At 39.6% G+C, this 18,118-nt stretch carries 17 protein-coding genes; 6 read left to right on the plus strand and 11 right to left on the minus strand.

Features of this window, described 5'->3' with window-relative positions:
* The 4 genes from QL998_RS14315 to QL998_RS14330 all read right to left on the minus strand — a co-directional run.
* Positions 1–154, minus strand: a 154-nt coding sequence (locus QL998_RS14315; protein WP_182198119.1) for a transposase domain-containing protein, incomplete at its 3' end; no start/stop codon positions are given.
* A gap of 139 nt (positions 155–293) precedes the next feature.
* Positions 294–1,295 carry a branched-chain amino acid aminotransferase gene (locus QL998_RS14320; RefSeq protein WP_257983256.1) on the minus strand — a complete coding sequence of 334 codons (1,002 nt, stop codon included), beginning with the start codon at positions 1,293–1,295 and terminating at the stop codon, positions 294–296.
* 192 nt (positions 1,296–1,487) lie between these two features.
* A complete protein-coding gene (locus QL998_RS14325; protein WP_290192926.1) occupies positions 1,488–2,540 on the minus strand; it encodes an acyl-CoA desaturase in 1,053 nt (350 codons plus the stop codon).
* Positions 2,537–3,580, minus strand: coding sequence for an iron-sulfur cluster-binding domain-containing protein (locus QL998_RS14330; protein WP_290192927.1), 1,044 nt, complete (start codon positions 3,578–3,580; stop codon positions 2,537–2,539). The genes QL998_RS14325 and QL998_RS14330 overlap by 4 nt, the downstream gene beginning before the upstream one ends.
* Before the next feature lie 266 nt (positions 3,581–3,846).
* Between QL998_RS14330 and QL998_RS14335 the strand changes: the two genes are divergently transcribed.
* The 3 genes from QL998_RS14335 to QL998_RS14345 all read left to right on the plus strand — a co-directional run bounded on the left by QL998_RS14335 (position 3,847) and on the right by QL998_RS14345 (position 6,534).
* Positions 3,847–5,022, plus strand: coding sequence for a PQQ-dependent sugar dehydrogenase (locus tag QL998_RS14335; RefSeq protein WP_290192928.1), 1,176 nt, complete (start codon positions 3,847–3,849; stop codon positions 5,020–5,022).
* A gap of 151 nt (positions 5,023–5,173) precedes the next feature.
* The gene (locus QL998_RS14340) at positions 5,174–5,353 is read left to right on the plus strand and encodes a DUF6435 family protein (RefSeq protein ID WP_002959772.1); all 180 of its coding nucleotides are present in this window, start codon (positions 5,174–5,176) and stop codon (positions 5,351–5,353) included.
* A 605-nt stretch (positions 5,354–5,958) separates the two neighbouring features.
* Positions 5,959–6,534 (plus strand): hypothetical protein, encoded by a 576-nt coding sequence (locus QL998_RS14345; protein ID WP_290192929.1) that lies wholly within the window; start codon positions 5,959–5,961, stop codon positions 6,532–6,534.
* A 339-nt stretch (positions 6,535–6,873) separates the two neighbouring features.
* On the opposite strand, the gene QL998_RS14350 is transcribed toward QL998_RS14345, so the two are convergent.
* From QL998_RS14350 to QL998_RS14380, 7 genes are all read right to left on the minus strand, one after another.
* A complete protein-coding gene (locus QL998_RS14350; protein ID WP_290192930.1) occupies positions 6,874–7,329 on the minus strand; it encodes a GNAT family N-acetyltransferase in 456 nt (151 codons plus the stop codon).
* 82 nt (positions 7,330–7,411) lie between these two features.
* Positions 7,412–8,005: a DUF2238 domain-containing protein gene (locus QL998_RS14355; protein WP_290192931.1), complete on the minus strand. Its 594-nt coding sequence runs from the start codon at positions 8,003–8,005 to the stop codon at positions 7,412–7,414.
* Positions 8,006–8,066: 61 nt separating this feature from the next.
* Positions 8,067–8,858 carry an SDR family oxidoreductase gene (locus QL998_RS14360; RefSeq protein ID WP_290192932.1) on the minus strand — a complete coding sequence of 264 codons (792 nt, stop codon included), beginning with the start codon at positions 8,856–8,858 and terminating at the stop codon, positions 8,067–8,069.
* Between the two features lie 60 nt (positions 8,859–8,918).
* Positions 8,919–9,422, minus strand: coding sequence for an Mpo1-like protein (locus tag QL998_RS14365; protein WP_182695594.1), 504 nt, complete (start codon positions 9,420–9,422; stop codon positions 8,919–8,921).
* A gap of 84 nt (positions 9,423–9,506) precedes the next feature.
* On the minus strand, positions 9,507–9,914 hold the full coding sequence (locus QL998_RS14370; protein WP_290192933.1) for a hypothetical protein: 408 nt from the start codon (positions 9,912–9,914) through the stop codon (positions 9,507–9,509).
* Positions 9,915–9,985: 71 nt separating this feature from the next.
* Positions 9,986–10,660 carry a Crp/Fnr family transcriptional regulator gene (locus QL998_RS14375; protein ID WP_290192934.1) on the minus strand — a complete coding sequence of 225 codons (675 nt, stop codon included), beginning with the start codon at positions 10,658–10,660 and terminating at the stop codon, positions 9,986–9,988.
* 3 nt (positions 10,661–10,663) lie between these two features.
* On the minus strand, positions 10,664–11,323 hold the full coding sequence (locus QL998_RS14380; RefSeq protein ID WP_290192935.1) for a hypothetical protein: 660 nt from the start codon (positions 11,321–11,323) through the stop codon (positions 10,664–10,666).
* A 688-nt stretch (positions 11,324–12,011) separates the two neighbouring features.
* Between QL998_RS14380 and QL998_RS14385 the strand changes: the two genes are divergently transcribed.
* The 3 genes from QL998_RS14385 to QL998_RS14395 all read left to right on the plus strand — a co-directional run bounded on the left by QL998_RS14385 (position 12,012) and on the right by QL998_RS14395 (position 18,111).
* The gene (locus QL998_RS14385; protein WP_290192936.1) at positions 12,012–14,978 is read left to right on the plus strand and encodes a TonB-dependent receptor; all 2,967 of its coding nucleotides are present in this window, start codon (positions 12,012–12,014) and stop codon (positions 14,976–14,978) included.
* 102 nt (positions 14,979–15,080) lie between these two features.
* The gene (locus tag QL998_RS14390) at positions 15,081–16,631 is read left to right on the plus strand and encodes a tryptophan halogenase family protein (protein ID WP_290192937.1); all 1,551 of its coding nucleotides are present in this window, start codon (positions 15,081–15,083) and stop codon (positions 16,629–16,631) included.
* Complete coding sequence (locus tag QL998_RS14395; RefSeq protein WP_290192938.1) at positions 16,624–18,111, plus strand: tryptophan halogenase family protein; 1,488 nt, start codon at positions 16,624–16,626, stop codon at positions 18,109–18,111. The genes QL998_RS14390 and QL998_RS14395 overlap by 8 nt, the downstream gene beginning before the upstream one ends.
* The last annotated feature ends 7 nt before the right edge of the window (positions 18,112–18,118 follow it).

Raw genomic sequence — 18,118 nt, forward strand, 5'->3', positions numbered from 1 at the left:
CAAGCTCAGCAGGTAACTTACGTTTGCGAATACTTGCTTTATCGGTCTGCTCGAGCACATTAGAAATCCACTCAAGAGGGATATGTTTCTGAAATGTAGATAAAGAGTCAGGAGTGGCGAATATATCTGTATCAAGTAACCAATGACTAAGCATAAAAATACCCTCATAATCAAAAGATGATAAGGGTATTGTGAAGCAACCAAAAGATCGGTCAACCGATCAAAAATACCTTAACTGATCGGTGTTAACCGATTAGGTGGCTTTTTAATGCTAGTTGCGATTAAATCTATAATTAGATTTTAGTTAACCAGCCGTGCTTGTCTTCACTTTTACCCCATTGAATATCGTTCAATGCTTGGCGAAGGCGCGCAGTCGTTGGGCCTGGCTCGCCAGTACCTACTTTGTATTCTTTATCGTTATGAATAAATGTACCCACAGCAGTTAGTACAGCTGCAGTGCCCGAAAGCGCAGCTTCAGTGCCAGGTTTAGCCGCACGCTCTAGTAGCTCAGTAACGCTAAAGTTACGCTCGCTTACCGTCATACCTAAATCTTTTGCAATGGTTAAAATACTGTTGCGTGTAACACCGTGTAAAAACGTGCTATCAAGCGCTTTAGTAATAATTTCGTTGCCATCAATAAGTATAAAGTTAGCAGCACCGGTTTCTTGTACATCGCCACCTGGGCAAAATAAAATTTGATCTGCTTGATACTTAGTTCGTGCAGCACTAATGGGTGCTAGTGCGCTGGCGTAGTTACCACCACTTTTTACCATACCCATGTGCGGAGCGCAGCGCATGCCATCTTCTTCAAGCAGTACACGCAGTGCAGTTGCACCACCGGCAAAGTAATCTCCTACTGGCGATAGTAACGTGTACAAAAGCGAGCTCATTGATGGCGCTGCCGCTTTACCAATTGCAGCCTCAGTTCCAATGTGCGTTGGACGAATATACATAGAGCCCGGCGGTAATGGCGTTTCATCTGCGTATTCGCGCATAATATCGATAATCATCGTTTTTAGCATATCGCTGTCAAAACTCGGTAAGCTTAATAGCGCTGAGCTTTGTTGCATGCGTGCAATGTTTGCATCCATTCTAAAAAGATAAACAGAACCATCTTCATGGCGAAAGGCTTTTAAGCCTTCAAAACATGTACTTGAATAATGAAGAACGTGCGCACCAGCATGAAGTTCAAGTTTATCGGAAGGGACAATTGAGCTTTCGCTCCATTTATTATCAGAAAAACGAGCTTGAATCATCTGCGGCATAAACACGGTACCAAATGCGGCCATTTTAATCTCTCTTGTGTGGTCTATTTCCCTCCATTGTATGACAATCACACGCTATTTAACCATAGCTAAAGTAAGGCTTTTTTAATTAACTATGAGAATTTTTTGCAAGTGCTGTTTACTAATCAACCGCATTGGGTGCTATAAACAAAAAAATCGGCTAATGCAGTTGCACTAGCCGATTTTTTAAAGGTAAATAATTTACTTGAACGAATATCTAATAATACGTTTTAACACCGACGTATACTGTCTAAAAAAGCCACCAGTGTGATAATCAATACCGTGTTTTTGCAAAACAGCTTGTACTTGAGGTGCAACTTCTTGATAGCGCGAAGACGGCATATCTGGAAATAAGTGATGCTCTATTTGGCAGCTCAAATGCCCTGTTAAAACATGAAACCAATGCGACCCTTTAATATTAGACGAGCCCAGTACTTGGCGATAATACCACTGCCCTTGCGTTTCGTTTACGCAGTCTTCTTGTTTAAAAGTTTGCGTTTCTTCAGTAAAGTGACCACAAAATATTATGGTTGATGTCCATAAATTACGGATTAAGTTTGCTACTAAATTCCCCACCAATACCCATAAAAATAAAGGGCCTGCAAGTAACGGAAATATCGCATAATCTTTAATTAACTGGCGAGCGCCTTTACTAAAAAAGCGTTGCTTTAATGTAGAGTGCGATACAAGCCCTTCACGGTTTTCTTTCTTTTTACCAATAAAAACACGCTCTGCAGCTAACTCGTGATACGACACGCCCCACTGAAATAACACACTTAAATTAATATACGTAAAAAACTGCCATACATTTTTAAAGCGCCACTTAAAATCATCGCTTAAACGCAACAAGCCATAACCAAAGTCTCTGTCTTTGCCAATAATATTAGTATACGTATGGTGTTCAAAGTTATGAACGCGATGCCAACTTTGCCCGTCGCACGCTATGTCCCATTCATAATGTTGTGAGTTAAGTTGCTTGTCGTTCATCCAATCGTATTGACCATGCATTACATTGTGGCCAATTTCCATATTGTCTAAAATTTTAGCAAGCGCTAATAGCAACACACCTGCAACCCACAATAATGGCTGAATAAAACCAAGCATTAGCAAAATTCGCCCGCTCCATTCACACACTCGCTGTTTGCGCACAACAGAGCGAATGTAGTCAGCATCTTCTTGTCCTACTTTGCCAAGGGTGTCCATTTTAATGGCATCTAGCTCGCTTGCGAGCATGTCGTAGTTAATGTTTTTCATAATTGTAACTCCAAATCACTAACAGGTTGGCTTACGCAAAGTTGTATTAATTGCTCGCCGTTGTCACTCAATTCACCTGTTTTTAAATTACGTACCACGCCTGACTTTTTAATACATTGGCATTGATGACAAATACCAATACCGCAACCGCGTTTAACGGGTAGCTTTATTTCTTCAAACTGAGTCAGTAAAACATCGTTGCCCGATACAACATGGGCACTGGCGTTAATTTTTACATTAAATTGGCTGTCGTCGTTTAAGGTAGGCAGCGCTAAACCAAAGGCTTCTTGGTAATAATTTAGCTTATGCGTTTTAGCAAAATCGCTCACCGTTTGCATAAATGCTGCAGGGCCACAGCAGTAAATGTCTGGATTTTCCCACGACTTAATATTGCTGGTTATATCGCTTGATTGCTCACGCGTTAATAATAAAAACGAAAAATGCTCAAATTGCGCCGCCAACTCACTTAGCTCATCAACACATTGATGCTCAGTGGCTTTTGCGTAATACACCAACGACACTTTTTGCGTAGTTTGGCTTAAGTAATCATCAAGCATAGCCAGCATAGGTGTTATACCCGAGCCGCCTGCAATAAGAATGGCTGGCGTGTGTGTATTTTTAAATACAAAGTCGCCACTTGGCGCAGAAATATTGCACCACAACCCCGCTTTTAATGCACTGCTGAGTAAGCCTGTAAAGCGCCCTTGCGCATTTGTTTTGATTAGTAAGCGCACCAAACCTGTATTTTTAAATTGCTGAGCACTTGAGGCCACGGTAAAAACGCGTGTTAATAATCGCCCATTAATTTCAACCGTTAAACTTATATGCTGCCCTGACGTATGCGCCTGCCATTGTTTACTCGGCTTAAGTTGTACACTTAAAAAACCGCCATCAAGTACCGCTGTACTAACTACTTGCGCTCTAAACTGCCCTGCACGCCACGCAGGTTTAAACACCTGCATTACGGGCTCTATGTAGCCTGCAAAACTTTGATGGTGTAAAAACCATTTTGAAAATTGGTTTAATACTTGAGTCATCATGGTTAAATCTCTATCAAATCTTAATTACTTTGAACTTACACGTGTACGCCCAAACTTCAGCGCACAAGTGTACGCTCAAATTTTAAGTTTTCAACCCCAATAGAGTAATTATTCAATTTTTATTAGCGCAATTTGCTTAAACAATTTCCTGTGAAGAGATAATTTTAAAACATATAAGTGTGCATTTTTCATTCAACTCAACACTTAACAAATTTATTTATGCCATGATAAGGTTATGTAAGATTGGATTAATTTTGGAAGCCATAATGATAAATTTAAGGTCACATAACACTCACCCTAAACTAATAAGTGCAGGCTTAGCCGTTGCTATATTTGCTACTAACGCACCCGCGCATGCAAAAAGCGATTACGTAAAAAACTATAAGCAGCTCGATACTTTATCGCTTAGCGTTAACGCAGTAACAGCGGCAGAAGGTGTGGTTATACCTTGGGCTATAGAGCCTTTAACTAACGGCGATTTGCTAATATCTGAGCGCAGTGGAACGTTATTTTTATTACCTAAAAATACAACTACATTAACTAAGGTTTCAGGGCTTCCCGACATTGACGCTAATGGCCAAGGTGGATTGCTTGATTTATCACTACACACCGATAGTAAGCAAAACCAATGGCTGTACTTTAGTTACTCAAGTGGTGAGGGCAAAGGAAGCGGCAGTAACACCGCCTTAATGCGCGCTAAGCTAAGTGACGATCACACGCAGTTATCTGATCAACAATTGCTATACAAAGGCGAGCATAACAGCACTAAAGGCCAACACTATGGCAGTCGTATTGTGTTTGATGATGAAGGTTATGTTTATTTTTCAATTGGCGATCGCGGCTCGCGCGACATAAACCCGCAAGATCTCACGCGGGACGGCGGTAAAATTTATCGCTTACACGAAAATGGTAATATCCCAAGCGACAATCCGTTTGTTAAACAAAAAGATGCAAAACATGCGGTATGGTCTTATGGGCACCGTAATCCACAGGGTATGTGGTTTAATAATCAAAATAATATTTTATGGTCTCATGAACATGGGCCACGCGGCGGTGATGAACTTAATATAATAAAAAAAGGCGCTAACTACGGATGGCCTTTGGTAAGTTATGGCGTTAACTACAGCGGTACCACATTTACAGACCTTAAAGAAAAAGACGGCATGCAATCGCCCGTATTACACTGGACCCCTTCTATTGCGCCCTCCGATATGTTGTATGTAACGAGTGATAAATACCCACAGTTAAAAGGTAAATTATTACTTGCCTCCATGAAATTTGCATTTATTAGCGCGCTGGAATTCTCAAAGGGCAAGGTTGTTAAGCAATATAAAATACTCGATGGCATTGGCAGAGTACGTAGCCTAGCCCAAGGCAGCGATGGTTTTATTTATTTGGGTATTGATGGGCAAGGTATTAAACGCCTAGAGCCAGAAACGTAAGCACTAGAACTAGCACACAGTACGCAAAATTACACCGTGTTTACTTTGCGCTTTAACGGCACAAAGTAAACATTTTCACCAAACAAAGAACTATTAAGCCCATTAATGCGTACACTAACTACATATAATTTAATATATTAAGAGAATACTAATGTTTTCATTTTTAAAGCCTGACCCAATAAAAAAGCTGCGTAAAGAATACGACGTTAAACTAGAGCAAGGCATGCAGGCACAAAGAAAAGGCGACATTAAAAGCTTTGCCATGTTAAGTGCCGAAGCCGAAAAAATCTGGAGTGAAATAGAAACTCTAGAGGCAAAAAAAGCTAAATAATACCAATCGTGTTAAGTTATTAGACATTTATAGCGACGAATAAATAGAGTGATAACAAGGCATAAATTTCGACATGTAGTTGTTCTACATGAGAAATTTATAACGCCGTTAACGCTTTATTTAGCACGCTAGAAAGGCTAAATACTTAAGTCGATTGGTATAAGTACATCGTGTCTGCCCTGTTTTAAAAGTAGGAAGACTCGTTTAGTAAATAATTAATGATCTCGTTTTTACAGCTTCCACCATCCCTAAACCACCTTTTATAATACGCCTACACAAATAAGTGTACTTAAAGCGGTTACTTACGTTATCGCAGCCGTTTTTTAGTGACTATTAAATGATTTAAAATCGGGTTTGGTTTTCATTTTAAATATTTAATTGCTGTATTTATGTACCGCACTGGAGCTTTTCCTTATAAGTCTAAAAATGAGGACGTTTCCCTCTTTTCTGCATATTGTTAAAAGAACAGCCCGACTTAAAGTTTAATACTCGCAATGTGTTACAGGATTTGTTATTAATATTAAAAAATAATTAAGAGGACATACATTACTCATAAAAAGAGGAAAGTGTCCTCTGATAAAACTATTATGTTTCAAGGATGGTTTATGCGTAAGTATCTATATTTGACAGAAGTAGAATGGGTTGATGCATGGGTTAAGGGAGGTTCAATTCCAATTTCTCTTGCAAGCTCATATCTTTCAGAAGACCGAGCAGGAATATTTACTCCCGATGAAAACTTAATCCATGAATCCGCAGTATCTATCCCTAGCCTAAGACAGCATGGAATTAATATAGAAGGCTCAAGAAATATAACTATAAAAAACTTTACAAGTAATGGTATTAAACTACCAGATATCATCAATGCAAATTACTACAAAGAAGATGGTCTTATTCTTTCATTTTGCAATAGCTTTAGTGTAGACATAGCTAAAAAAATGGATAAAAAAGCCTGTGTAGAGATTATTAATATTGAAAAACTACGTCAGAATATTGATAGACAACTTGGTTGCAAAGGTATCATGGATTCTTGTAGGTATACCTTAGATCACAACCGCAATCACTTTTTAAAATCTAGCGAAGATTCATGGCAAAATGAGTTTAGGATATTTTGGAGAACGACTAGAGAGAAATGGGTTGAAATACCAGCGAACTCAGCAAAGTTGGTCAAAATATTCGATTGAAATATAACAAAAAAATCTAAAAGAACACGTAACAGTTGGCTACGTTTCGCTTAGCTACACAATTGTAGCCAACCATTACTTAGTCTGTTATTTAGGCGTGATATTGATCGTGACGGAACTAGCTTTGAATTAAATGAATTTAGAAATGGCAAAGATGTTTTTGTTACTGAGATATTTCGTAATGACTCAAAGAAATTCAGTTTACTTCTACAGAGGCTGAATTACCTTATTACGTAATATTAAAGCTACAACAAGTTTTCGAGGTAGAAATACCAAAAGACTATCAAGAGTAACAGCCAAATAACGAGATATTAAAAACGGAGCATGTTCTTCCCCCGCTTAATAGACCTCACTATTATTTTCATCATACACATTCTCAGGACTTATTTGCATTAGTAGTGCGGGGTTATCTATTGGTTTAAACCCGTATTGTGCATAAAGGCCATGTGCATCAGAAGTCGCTAATAAAAAGCGCCTGAGCCCTTGTAGCTCAGGGTGCTCTACTATCGTTTTAATAAGTAACTTACTCAGCCCATTACCTTGCAAGTGCGGGGCAATAAATACATCTGCTAAATAAGCAAAGGTTGCTTTATCGGTCACGACTCGGGCAAAGCCAACTTGCTCGTTATGAGCGCTGTAAACACCAAAGCACATTGAGTTATCAATAGCTGATTGCATCACGCTTTTAGGAATGCCTTTGCCCCAATAGCTATTAGCAATAAAGTTATAAATAACGTTAAAGTTAAGTTTGCTTTTGTCTGTGCTTATTGAGTAGTTACTAATGTTTACTGTCATACGTTAGTAGTCTTTTTTACCAATGTTTTTATAAACATTTCTATAAAACGTTCCTATAAATAGTCTTCAACGTTGCTATAGCCTATAAATAATCTTTAACGCTTTTTAGCTGTTTGTCGTGTACTTTTGAAAGCACTAACAATGAGCAAATAGCCCCAAATAACGCCAGTCCCATATCTGATTGGGTATCCCACACGTAACCTTGCGTGCCTAAAAATGCTTCTGCGTTTTCGCCGCTTAACACTGCAACCCACCACTCTATTAATTCGTAAAAGGCGCTAAATGCTAAACATACCGAAATAACAAAGGTGATTAACCAGCCTCGACCATTTACTACTTTTTTGCGCAGTAAAATTTCGCGTGCTAGTAGTGCAGGTACAAAGCCTTGAAAAAAGTGCCCTACTTTGTCGTAGTTATTACGCTCGCTACCAAATAGGTTGTCGAAAAAAGGAACTTCGGCGTAGGTGTAATGCCCGCCAATCATCAGCACTATGCAATGCGCTAAAATAAATGTATATAAAATAGGGGTAAGTTTAAAGTGGCTATAGGTACTTGCTAGCAGCACTAAACCAATAATTGCGGGGATAACTTCAAGCAGCCATGTAAATTGATCTTTTGGGTTAATACCAGACCAAATTAATACAATAAAAAACAGGCTCAGCCATAAATACTTCATTTAGAATCCTTTTCTAAATTGATCAAATTTACGGCATTTTACGCCTTTGAAATAAACGACGCTACCTATAGTTTGTTTTTGCGCTTAGCCTATTAAACAAAGTAGGAAAAAATCGCTTAATTGTAGGCGCCCAACCACTTAAACCTTTGCCAATAATCACTTCGTCTTTTTTATTACTAATGGCACGAATCATTTTTGTAGCCGCTACGCTTACATCCATGCCATTTTCTATCGACTCTTCTGGTTTATTTTGCGCTATGCCTTGCTCGTTTAGTGAGTTATGCGCAATTGCTGTTTTAATAGAGCCTGGGCAAATTGTTAAACAATGAATGTTATGTTGTGCTACTTCTGCTCGTAGGCAATCCATAAAACCAACCACCGCATATTTAGAACCCGAATAACCTGTTCTAAATTTTGACCCAACTTTACCCGCCACACTACTAATAGACACAATTGAGCCACTGCGCCTTGCCACCATAGTAGGCAATATAGCTTTAGTAAGTGCAATTAAGCCAAAGTAATTAACCTCCATTAATTGGCGATACACGTTAAAGTCGTTTTCTAAAAATAAGCTACGCTGCGATACGCCGCCGTTATTAATTAAAATATCTATTGTAGGAAGCTCGTTCATTTTTGCTGTTATTGTGCTCAGTACGTGTTCTGGCTGGGCTAAGTCCAGCGGCACAACTAAGTGCCCTTCGCCTTTAAGCGTTGATTTTAAATCGTTTAGTTTATCTACATTGCGCGCCGATAAAATAACGCGCGCTCCAAGCTCGGCAAATTGTATAGCAAGCTCTTTACCAATACCTGACGATGCCCCGGTGATCCACACGGTTTTATTATTATATTGCATGCGTTATCTGCCCTTTTATTGTTATTTATTAGGTTTTATAAAGGTACTTAGTAAAGTATTTTACGCCTTTGTAGGACCTGCTATTGCGTTTACTTCATCTTCTAATGTTTTGTAAAAACCCATTAAAAATAGTAGTTCAACAGTTACGTACAAAGGGCCAATAATTAAACCAATTAGGTCATCTACAAATGCAGGTTTTTTACCTTCGTAATAGTGCCCAATAAACTGCAGTACCCAGCCAAATACAAACACACCTACGCCAATACTCAACCACGGCCAAAGCGCCATTGCCGCAATAGGCTGAGCACCAACAAGGAGTAAGGTGAATATTACGGCCATAATAAAGCCAAGCGAAAAGCTCAGCATAAAATAATAAACAACCGACGCTAATACAAAAAGTTGTGCACCATCAATTACTACGCTACCAAGGGGTATTTGAATGCGCGCTAGTAAACACAACGCTGCAAATACAATGAGCGGAATACCAATAAAGTGCGTTAGTACATTGCGCTTAGAACGATGATACAAACCATATTTACCAAGTTGCTGTTGAAGTGTTTTCATTGTTTTGCCTTTATTTTTATATATAAAACTTACTTTAGCAAAAGTAGACACAACAACAATGTCAGGTATCCGACATTTTGTAAATTAAACAAATGCAGAAATTATTTTACCCGGCTCATGCTCACCTTGCATATCCGTTCGCTCGCGCCCTTTTTGATACTCTTGCTCAAGCATTTTTTGGAGTTCCTCTATTTTATCAGCAATTGCGCTAGGGTCTGCGCCCTCACTTTGCTGTTCTTTAATGAGTTCTTCTATTGTTGCTTTTAGCTCGTCTATTTTGTTTTTGTTTACACCTAAGCGCTGATAAACCAGCGCTTCTTGAGCACTTTCTAAAAACGTTGGTTCTTTAGGGGCTGAGGTAATGCCTTTAACATCATTTGTTTTTTCGTTAGGGAGGGTATTAGTTGCCGCAACTTCGCTTAGTCCTGCCGCTTTATTTAATGTAGGAGAGTTATAGTTACTATATTGATTTTTAAAGGTTATTGTAGTCATTAGCTCAAATCCATTGTTGCGTTACATTATCTGTAGCAATTTTGGTTCCAACTAAATAAAAAAGTCTCTATTTAAGCTTGTGTAGCACGCGCCTGTAACTTTTGTTTATCTAAAACAGTTATACGTTGATACCCCAAACTAATGGCTTGTAGGCTAACAAGCTGTTGCAGTATTTGATTAATAGTTTGGCGCGTTAGGTAGGTCATATCAGCAAGTTGCTGCTGAGATAAAACAAGTGGTGTTAAGTGCTCTGTATGCTCGCTGAGCATTAAAAGTCGATTGCATACTTTTTGCTCAGCGCTTAGTAATGCGTGATCTTCCATTGAGCTAAACATTAGGCGTAACTTTTGTGCCAACAATAAACCAAACTCTTGCCAATATTGTGGCTGCTTGTTTAATAGCTGTTCAAGCTCGCGTTGGGGCACGTAAAAAAGCACAACATCAGTTTGTGCATATACATCGTGAGTACGCAGGCCACCATCAAATAAAGTTACCTCGCCAAACCACAGTGATGAATCAATAAAGCTCAATACGGCTTCTTTGCCTTCGTTACTTACGCCACTAATACGCACCACGCCGCTAAGCACGGCATAAATTCCATCGTGCTTATCACCTCGCAAAAATAATGATTGCTGAGCTTTTAGCGAGAGCGTTTTGCCCTGCGTTAATAAAAAGCTTTTTAAATAAGCGCTACGGTTTTTAAACCAATGCCCTTGCTCTATAACGTTTTGCTGCTGTGGAGTCATTATTTACTGCATTTGCTTATTAAATGGCTGTTTTTCGCTAACCAATTTTTTAGGGAAATTTAAATCGGTTGCTATAACAAAATCATCGTAAGGATCATTACCCGAAAACAGCTCAGTTATTAATGCATCGTTTTTATAAACATTAACGGTTACACCGCTGCCCATACCGCCTGAGTTAATAATATAGTAGTGATATTCGCCATTACTAAAAAATAAAATACTCTCGCCAATACGCCCTACTTGCCTGTAGTAACTACCAAATGGTGCATCTGGTGTTGCTTCTTTTTCAAGCCCTATGTCATTTACTCTACCAAATCGATAACTAAGCGATGAGTCATCTTTTGCAACGCAAATAGAAAGCACTTTATCGGTAGGCTCTAACTTGTAGGCTGTATTTTCATCTGGGTTACGCACAACTTTATGCATTTTTGCGTTAATGTAGGCTGCTTCATTACTATTACAATGTGTTGCTAGCATACCGACTACTAAAGCGGGTTCGTTTGTTTGAGCTGCTGAAGGCGTGTTTACTTTGTTATTAGTGGGTAAGTTACTTACATTATTATTTAGCTGAGGACTACCTTGAATTGCCATACTTTGATCGTCACAACCAAACAATGCAAACAAGAAGAAAGAATAAAAGCTCGCTAAAAATTTAATGCGCATAATAAAATCCATCTATGAGAGAGCCTTTAAAATAGCGATAAAACTAGCGACTCGCAACACCTTATGCGCAATACTTTATAAGTTTATTTTTAAACCATCTTCTGCAAAAACTACGTTACTTTTTAGTGATTTAATTAACGATTTTTTAAACAACTACTGGTTTTTAATGACCGATTCATAAACCGAGATAGAACCGCCGCTTGATGCGTTTTCATCAATTGCGTTGTACATAATCACTACATCGGCATTTTCGCTAAGTTAGCAAATGTACCTATTTTTTGTTGAGTGACCAACGGCCGATTTATTAATTTTAGCTAGTATTAAAAGCTGATTTAAACACCTTATAAAAGTGTGTAAATAACTAAATTAATCAATAATTGGTTTTCTTATAATAAAATGTTGTTACAGCACTATTTCAAACGGCTTTTTATAACCAATTGTAATTTATAATTTAAATAAAATTAAATCCAAAAAACATACATTTTAAAAACAATTTAGTCTCATTTTATTAAAACAACAGTTGACCCTATTCAAAATATAAACTAGCATTTCTGGAAGCGCTTCCACAAATTCTAGTTAAACAGATCTTTCTGGAAGCGCTTCCACACATTTGACAATGTTTATAACTACACAATAACAGCCCCATACAAGCTGTTAATAATAATGATAAAAGCGCGAGGGAAACCGAATGTCCAACCATATTGTAAGAAAAACAAAGATAGCGACCAGCCTATCTCTGATTTTAGGTGCATCAATCTCTTTGCCTGTATATGCACAAGAAGCAAATACAGATGTTGAAGTAATCCAAGTTACTGGTTTTAAAAGCAGTATTAAAGAGTCGACTCGTTTAAAACGCGACGCCGCCGGTGTTGTAGATGCTATATCAGCTGAAGATATTGGTAAATTCCCAGATACCAACTTAGCCGAGTCGCTACAGCGTATTACGGGTGTGTCGATTGATCGCTCAAATGGTGAAGGCTCTAAAGTAACGGTTCGTGGTTTTGGCCCCGACTACAATATGGTAACCCTAAACGGGCGTACAATGCCGGCGGCATCTTTGCCTGCAGGCGGTGGTACACCCAGCTCTCGTGCATTTGATTTTGCAAACTTAGCGTCTGATAGCGTTAAATCGGTTGAAGTATATAAAACTGGTAAAGCAAGCATTGCATCAGGTGGTATTGGCGCAACAATTAATATTAATACCGCTCGCCCACTTGATAACCCAGGCTTTGTTTCAAGCATTGGCGTAAAAGCTTTACACGACTCAACAAACCGCGTTGGTGATGACATAACACCTGAGCTTTCGGGCTTAATTAGCTGGACCGACAGTGAAGCTAAATTTGGTGCCTCGTTAACTGCAAGCATGCAACAGCGCGATAGCTCATCAACAGGTGCGTTTGTAAATCAATGGAATACATCTGCTTTTGACGGCACAATCCCACAAGCAGCAGACGATATTGTTTTAACTAATGCACCCGCTGTTGGTCAGCTTTATTCAATGCCATCAGATTTGCGCTACACCATTGCCGACAGAGAACGTACGCGTACAAACGCGCAATTAACGCTGCAATACAGCCCAATTGACGATTTAACAGCCACGCTTGATTACACGTATTCTAAGCAAGATTTATTCGAAGCCCGTGCTGAGCAATCAATATGGATGGATAACTACAAAAGCGCGCTAACGTTTGACGATAACACGGTAAAAACCCCTATTTATTACCGAGAAGAACGTCGCGATCAGCAAACACGCGATTTAGGCTTAGCGTTTCAAGAGCTAAACCAAGTTAATCAAAACGACTCTATTGGCTTAAACGTTGAATACTATTTCAATTCAGAATTGAGTTTTATGTTTGATGCGCACAATTCAAAAGCCACTAGCAAACCAGATGCACCTTACGGCAGCTGGGTAAACGCAGGCTTGGGCGCAAACGTGGTTAACGCACAAGAAGTTGATTTTAGCCACGAACTGCCATCAATGAGTATCGATTTTGATGATTGCCGCCGAGACAACCTAAATTGTAATAACACGTTAGATGCCTCTGATGTGGGTACGTCTATTTTAGATTCTAACTTTGCTCGCCAAGAGTCTGAAATCACAGAATTTAGAATCCATGGTAAATACGAAATTGAAAACGGCGCAATTGACTTTGGTATAGAGTCTCGCTCTATGGAAAGCCATTCACTGCAATCACTTACACGTAATACAATGGGTAACTGGGGTATAGAAAACCCAGGCGAACTACCTGATGGCTACCTAAACCCAACAAACTTTTTAGCTGAGTTTGACGACTACGATACATCGGGTTCGTACAACCAAGGTTATACCGGCAGCGCATCGCAAATTGGTTACTGGGCAGGTGAAGAATACGGATTTAACTTTGCAGCCGATGGCGCATTTGCAACTAACCGCACCATTGAAGAAGATATAACCGCAGCGTTTGTGCAATTTACTTACAATGGTTACATTGGCGATATGCCATACAACATTGTTATTGGCGCGCGCCAAGAGTCTACCGACATTACCTCAACGGCTAATATCGATTTACCTAACGCAGTAGCGTGGGAAGGTAATAACGACTTTAATGTTCGTTTTGGCTCAGCTAAAGAAGATTTCACGCTTAAATCTAGCTACGATCACTTTTTACCAAGCTTTGACTTTGACATTGAAGTAATCGAAAACGTAAAAGCGCGTTTTTCTTATAGCACGACAATTGCTCGCCCAACTTACGACAACTTAAGTTCAGCAGCGACTGTTGGTGTACCGGGTGCCCCTACTCTTTTAGCGGGTTCTTCACCGGCTACAGCGTCAACGGGTAACCCTGGTTTAGTGCCGCTTGAATCAGACAATATTGATGTATCGGCTGAATGGTACTTTGCAGAAACAAGTTATGTGTCTGTAGGTTATTACACTAAAGACATCGAAAACTTTATTGGTTTAACACCAATGACACAAAACTACTACGGATTACGCGATGCAACAGCGGGTCCTCGCGCACAAGCTGCCATTGCTGAGCTAGAATCTCGCGGACTTGCTCTAACCGATTCAAACTTATTTCAAATGGTTGCCGCAACAGAAAATGGCGTTGACTTTGACTCTATGACCTACGAAGAGTTTGAAGCCGCTTACGATGTAATTGCTAACAGCGACGACCCATTACTAGAATTTACAGCGCAAGTACCTACCAACAATAAAAATGCCACTATTGATGGTTTCGAAATTGCCTTTCAGCACTTTTTTGGTGAAAGCGGCTTTGGTGTGCAAGCAAACTACACCACTGTTAATGGCGACATAGACTTTGATGTAAACGCTGACCCTACTACTACACAATTTGCATTAGTGGGTTTAAGCGATACAGCTAACTTTATAGCAATGTACGAAAACGATGATTTTCAAGCACGTATTGCTTACAACTGGCGTGATAAGTTTTTAAATAGCGCAGCTCGATACGTAAACGAGCCAGGCTTTACTGAAGAATATTATCAAATCGACTTTAATGTTGCGTACAACTACAGCGAACAACTATCGTTTTTTGTTGAAGGCCTTAACATTACTGAACAAAACAGCCGCGAACATGGCCGTACGTCAGCACAATTGTGGAACCTACAACAGCTAGGTGCACGTTACAATATTGGTATGCGTTACAACTTCTAAAGGTAATACAAAGTAAAGCCGTTAGTTTTTACTAGCGGCTTTTTTGTATTTAAAACAGTATTAATGCTAGTTTAATTGTTATCAACTTTAGGGTGTTAACTCATGACCAAACCAATAACAAAAATAGTCGTTTTAGGTGGTCGTACTGCCGGCTGGCTAAGCGCAGGCTTATTAGCCGCTGAACACCCGCACCTTAATGTAACGTTAGTGGAGTCGGCAAATGTGCCTATATTGGGTGTGGGCGAAGGCACGTGGCCGTCAATGCGCAACACCCTACAGCGCATTGGTATTAAAGAAAGTGATTTTATAACCCAATGCGACGCATCATTTAAGCAAGGTTCTAAATTTATAAATTGGCGTAACCTCAGCGAGGGAGAAAACTACTACCACCCTTTTATGAATCCACAAGGCTACGAGCACACTAATTTACACGCCAGTTGGCAACGTATTGCACCGGATCAAAAATTTGCCGACGTTGTTAATATGCAAAGCTTTGTATGCCAAGCAGCACTTGCACCAAAGCAATTACAAACTCCCGAATATGCAGCGGTCACCAACTATGGCTATCATTTAGATGCGGGTAAATTTGCTGAGTTTTTAAAAAATCACTGCGTTAAAAACCTAAACGTTACACATATTATTGACGATGTAGCCGAGGTTATTAACGATGAACATGGCTACATTGCTTCATTAAAAACAAATAATAATCGCGATATAACAGGTGATTTATTTATAGATTGCTCAGGCTCTCGTGCTCGTTTAATTGGTGAGCATTTTAATAGTGAGTTCATAGCGCAAGATCATATTTTATTTAATAACAGCGCTGTCGCTGCGCAAATACCTAATGCACACATCAATCAACCAATTGCCTCTGCTACGCTATCTACAGCGCAGAGCTACGGCTGGATTTGGGATATAGCCCTACCAACGCGCCGTGGTACAGGTTATGTATTTAGTAGTAAATATCAAAGTGATGAAAGCGCCACAAATACTCTAAAAAGCTACATAGCTAAAAGTACCAGTGGGCAACAAGCTGAGCAACTTAACTACCGTGTATTAAAATTCAGCCCTGGTTACAGGCAAAAATTTTGGATTAAAAACTGTGTTGCCGTGGGTATGTCTGCTGGCTTTTTAGAGCCACTTGAAGCGTCAGCACTTGCTATGGTTGAACTTTCAATTAGCATGATAAGCGAGCAACTACCGCAAAACCGCACACACATAAGCCAACTTGCCATACGATTTAATGAGCGTTTTAGCACTCGTTGGCAACGCGTTATTGAGTTTTTAAAACTTCATTATGTGCTAAGCGAGCGCGACGACACTCCCTATTGGCAAAATATTAGTAGTTTAAATACCGCGCCCGAACGCGTGCAAAACTTACTTAAACTTTGGCAATTTCAGCCCCCTAGCCGCTTTGATTTTATTGAAAACGAAGAAGTGTTTTCATCAAGCAGTTATCAATACGTTTTATATGGCATGGGCTTTAATACACAAACAGTATCTGCACAAAATACATTTAACGACCCACGTGCTGGGGATTACTATTATCAGCAAAATCGCGAAAAAATAGCGCAGTGCTTAAATGGACTGCCAAGTAATCGCGCGCTTTTAAATCATCTTTTATCAAACAATGGGCAGCCACATAATGACTAAAAAAAATGCTGTTAAAAACGTAGTAATTGCTGGAGGCGGCACTGCAGGTTGGATGGCCGCAGCAGCACTTGCTAAACTAGTTGGTAACAATATAAACATAACCCTTGTTGAATCTGACGATATTGGCACTGTAGGTGTTGGTGAAGCAACAATTCCGCCTATTCGTACATTTCATAAATTGCTGGGTATAAACGAGCAAGCATTTATGAAAGCCACTCAAGCAAGCTTTAAATTAGGTATTAGCTTTGAAAACTGGGGCGATGAAAACACGCATTATATTCACTCATTTGGCGCAACGGGCAAAGAATGTTGGGCGGGTGAATTTCATCACTTTTGGCTGCAAGGTAAAACTTTAGGAATAAACAACCCATTTGGCGATTACTGCTACGAGCTGCAAGCGGCTAAAGCCGGTAAGTTTGCGTTTAATCAGCAAAACCCTATTAACTATGCCTACCATATGGATGCCACGCGTTACGCACAGTTTTTACGTGGATTTTCAGAGCCATTAGGTGTAAAACGCATTGAAGGTAGGATACAAAAAGTAGTAAAAAACACTAAAACGGGCCATATAGAATCATTGATTTTAAATAATGGCGAGCACATTAACGGCGACTTCTTTATTGATTGCACCGGCTTTAGAGGCTTATTAATAGAGCAAGCATTACATACTGGCTACGAAGACTGGTCGCATTTACTACCGTGTAACAGCGCCATTGCGGTGCAAACAAAATCAACCAGCGATACCGTATTGCCACTTACCCGCTCTATTGCCCATAAAAGCGGTTGGCAATGGCGTATACCACTGCAAAACCGTGTCGGCAACGGATTAGTTTATTGCAGCCAATATATGGATGACGAACAAGCCAAAGCGCTATTATTAAATAACATTGAAGGCGAGGCGCTTACAGAGCCCCGTATAATTAAATTTAAAACAGGGCGCCGCTTAAAAGGCTGGAACAAAAACTGCTTAGCGCTTGGCCTTGCTAGCGGTTTTGTTGAGCCACTTGAGTCCACCAGCATTCACTTAATAATGTCGGGTATTATTCGCTTTATGCGTTTATTTCCGTTTAATGTCATTACCAATCACGCCATTGACGAATACAACAAACAACTTAAAAGCGAAATTGAAAATATTCGCGACTTTATTGTGCTGCACTACAAAGTAACTAATCGCGATGACAGTGAGTTTTGGCAACATTGTAGCGCCATGGAAGTGCCAAAAACACTTCAGCATAAAATTGATTTGTTTAAACAAACCGGCCGTGTATTTTTAGATGATGGCGACATTTTTAGAGTCGACTCGTGGGTGCAAGTTATGCTTGGTCAAGGTATTGAGCCTAATCAACATCACTTAATAGCCAGCATGATGAGCGATGAAGAACTCACCCGTTTTTTACACGGTATTAAGCAACAAATAGAGCAACGCGTAAGCCAATTACCGCCTCATCATGAGTTTTTAAAGCAGTATTGCCCAGCATAAAAAAAGC

The organism is Pseudoalteromonas sp. APC 3691 (assembly GCF_030408135.1).
In the GTDB taxonomy this organism is placed as follows: Bacteria; Pseudomonadota; Gammaproteobacteria; order Enterobacterales; family Alteromonadaceae; genus Pseudoalteromonas.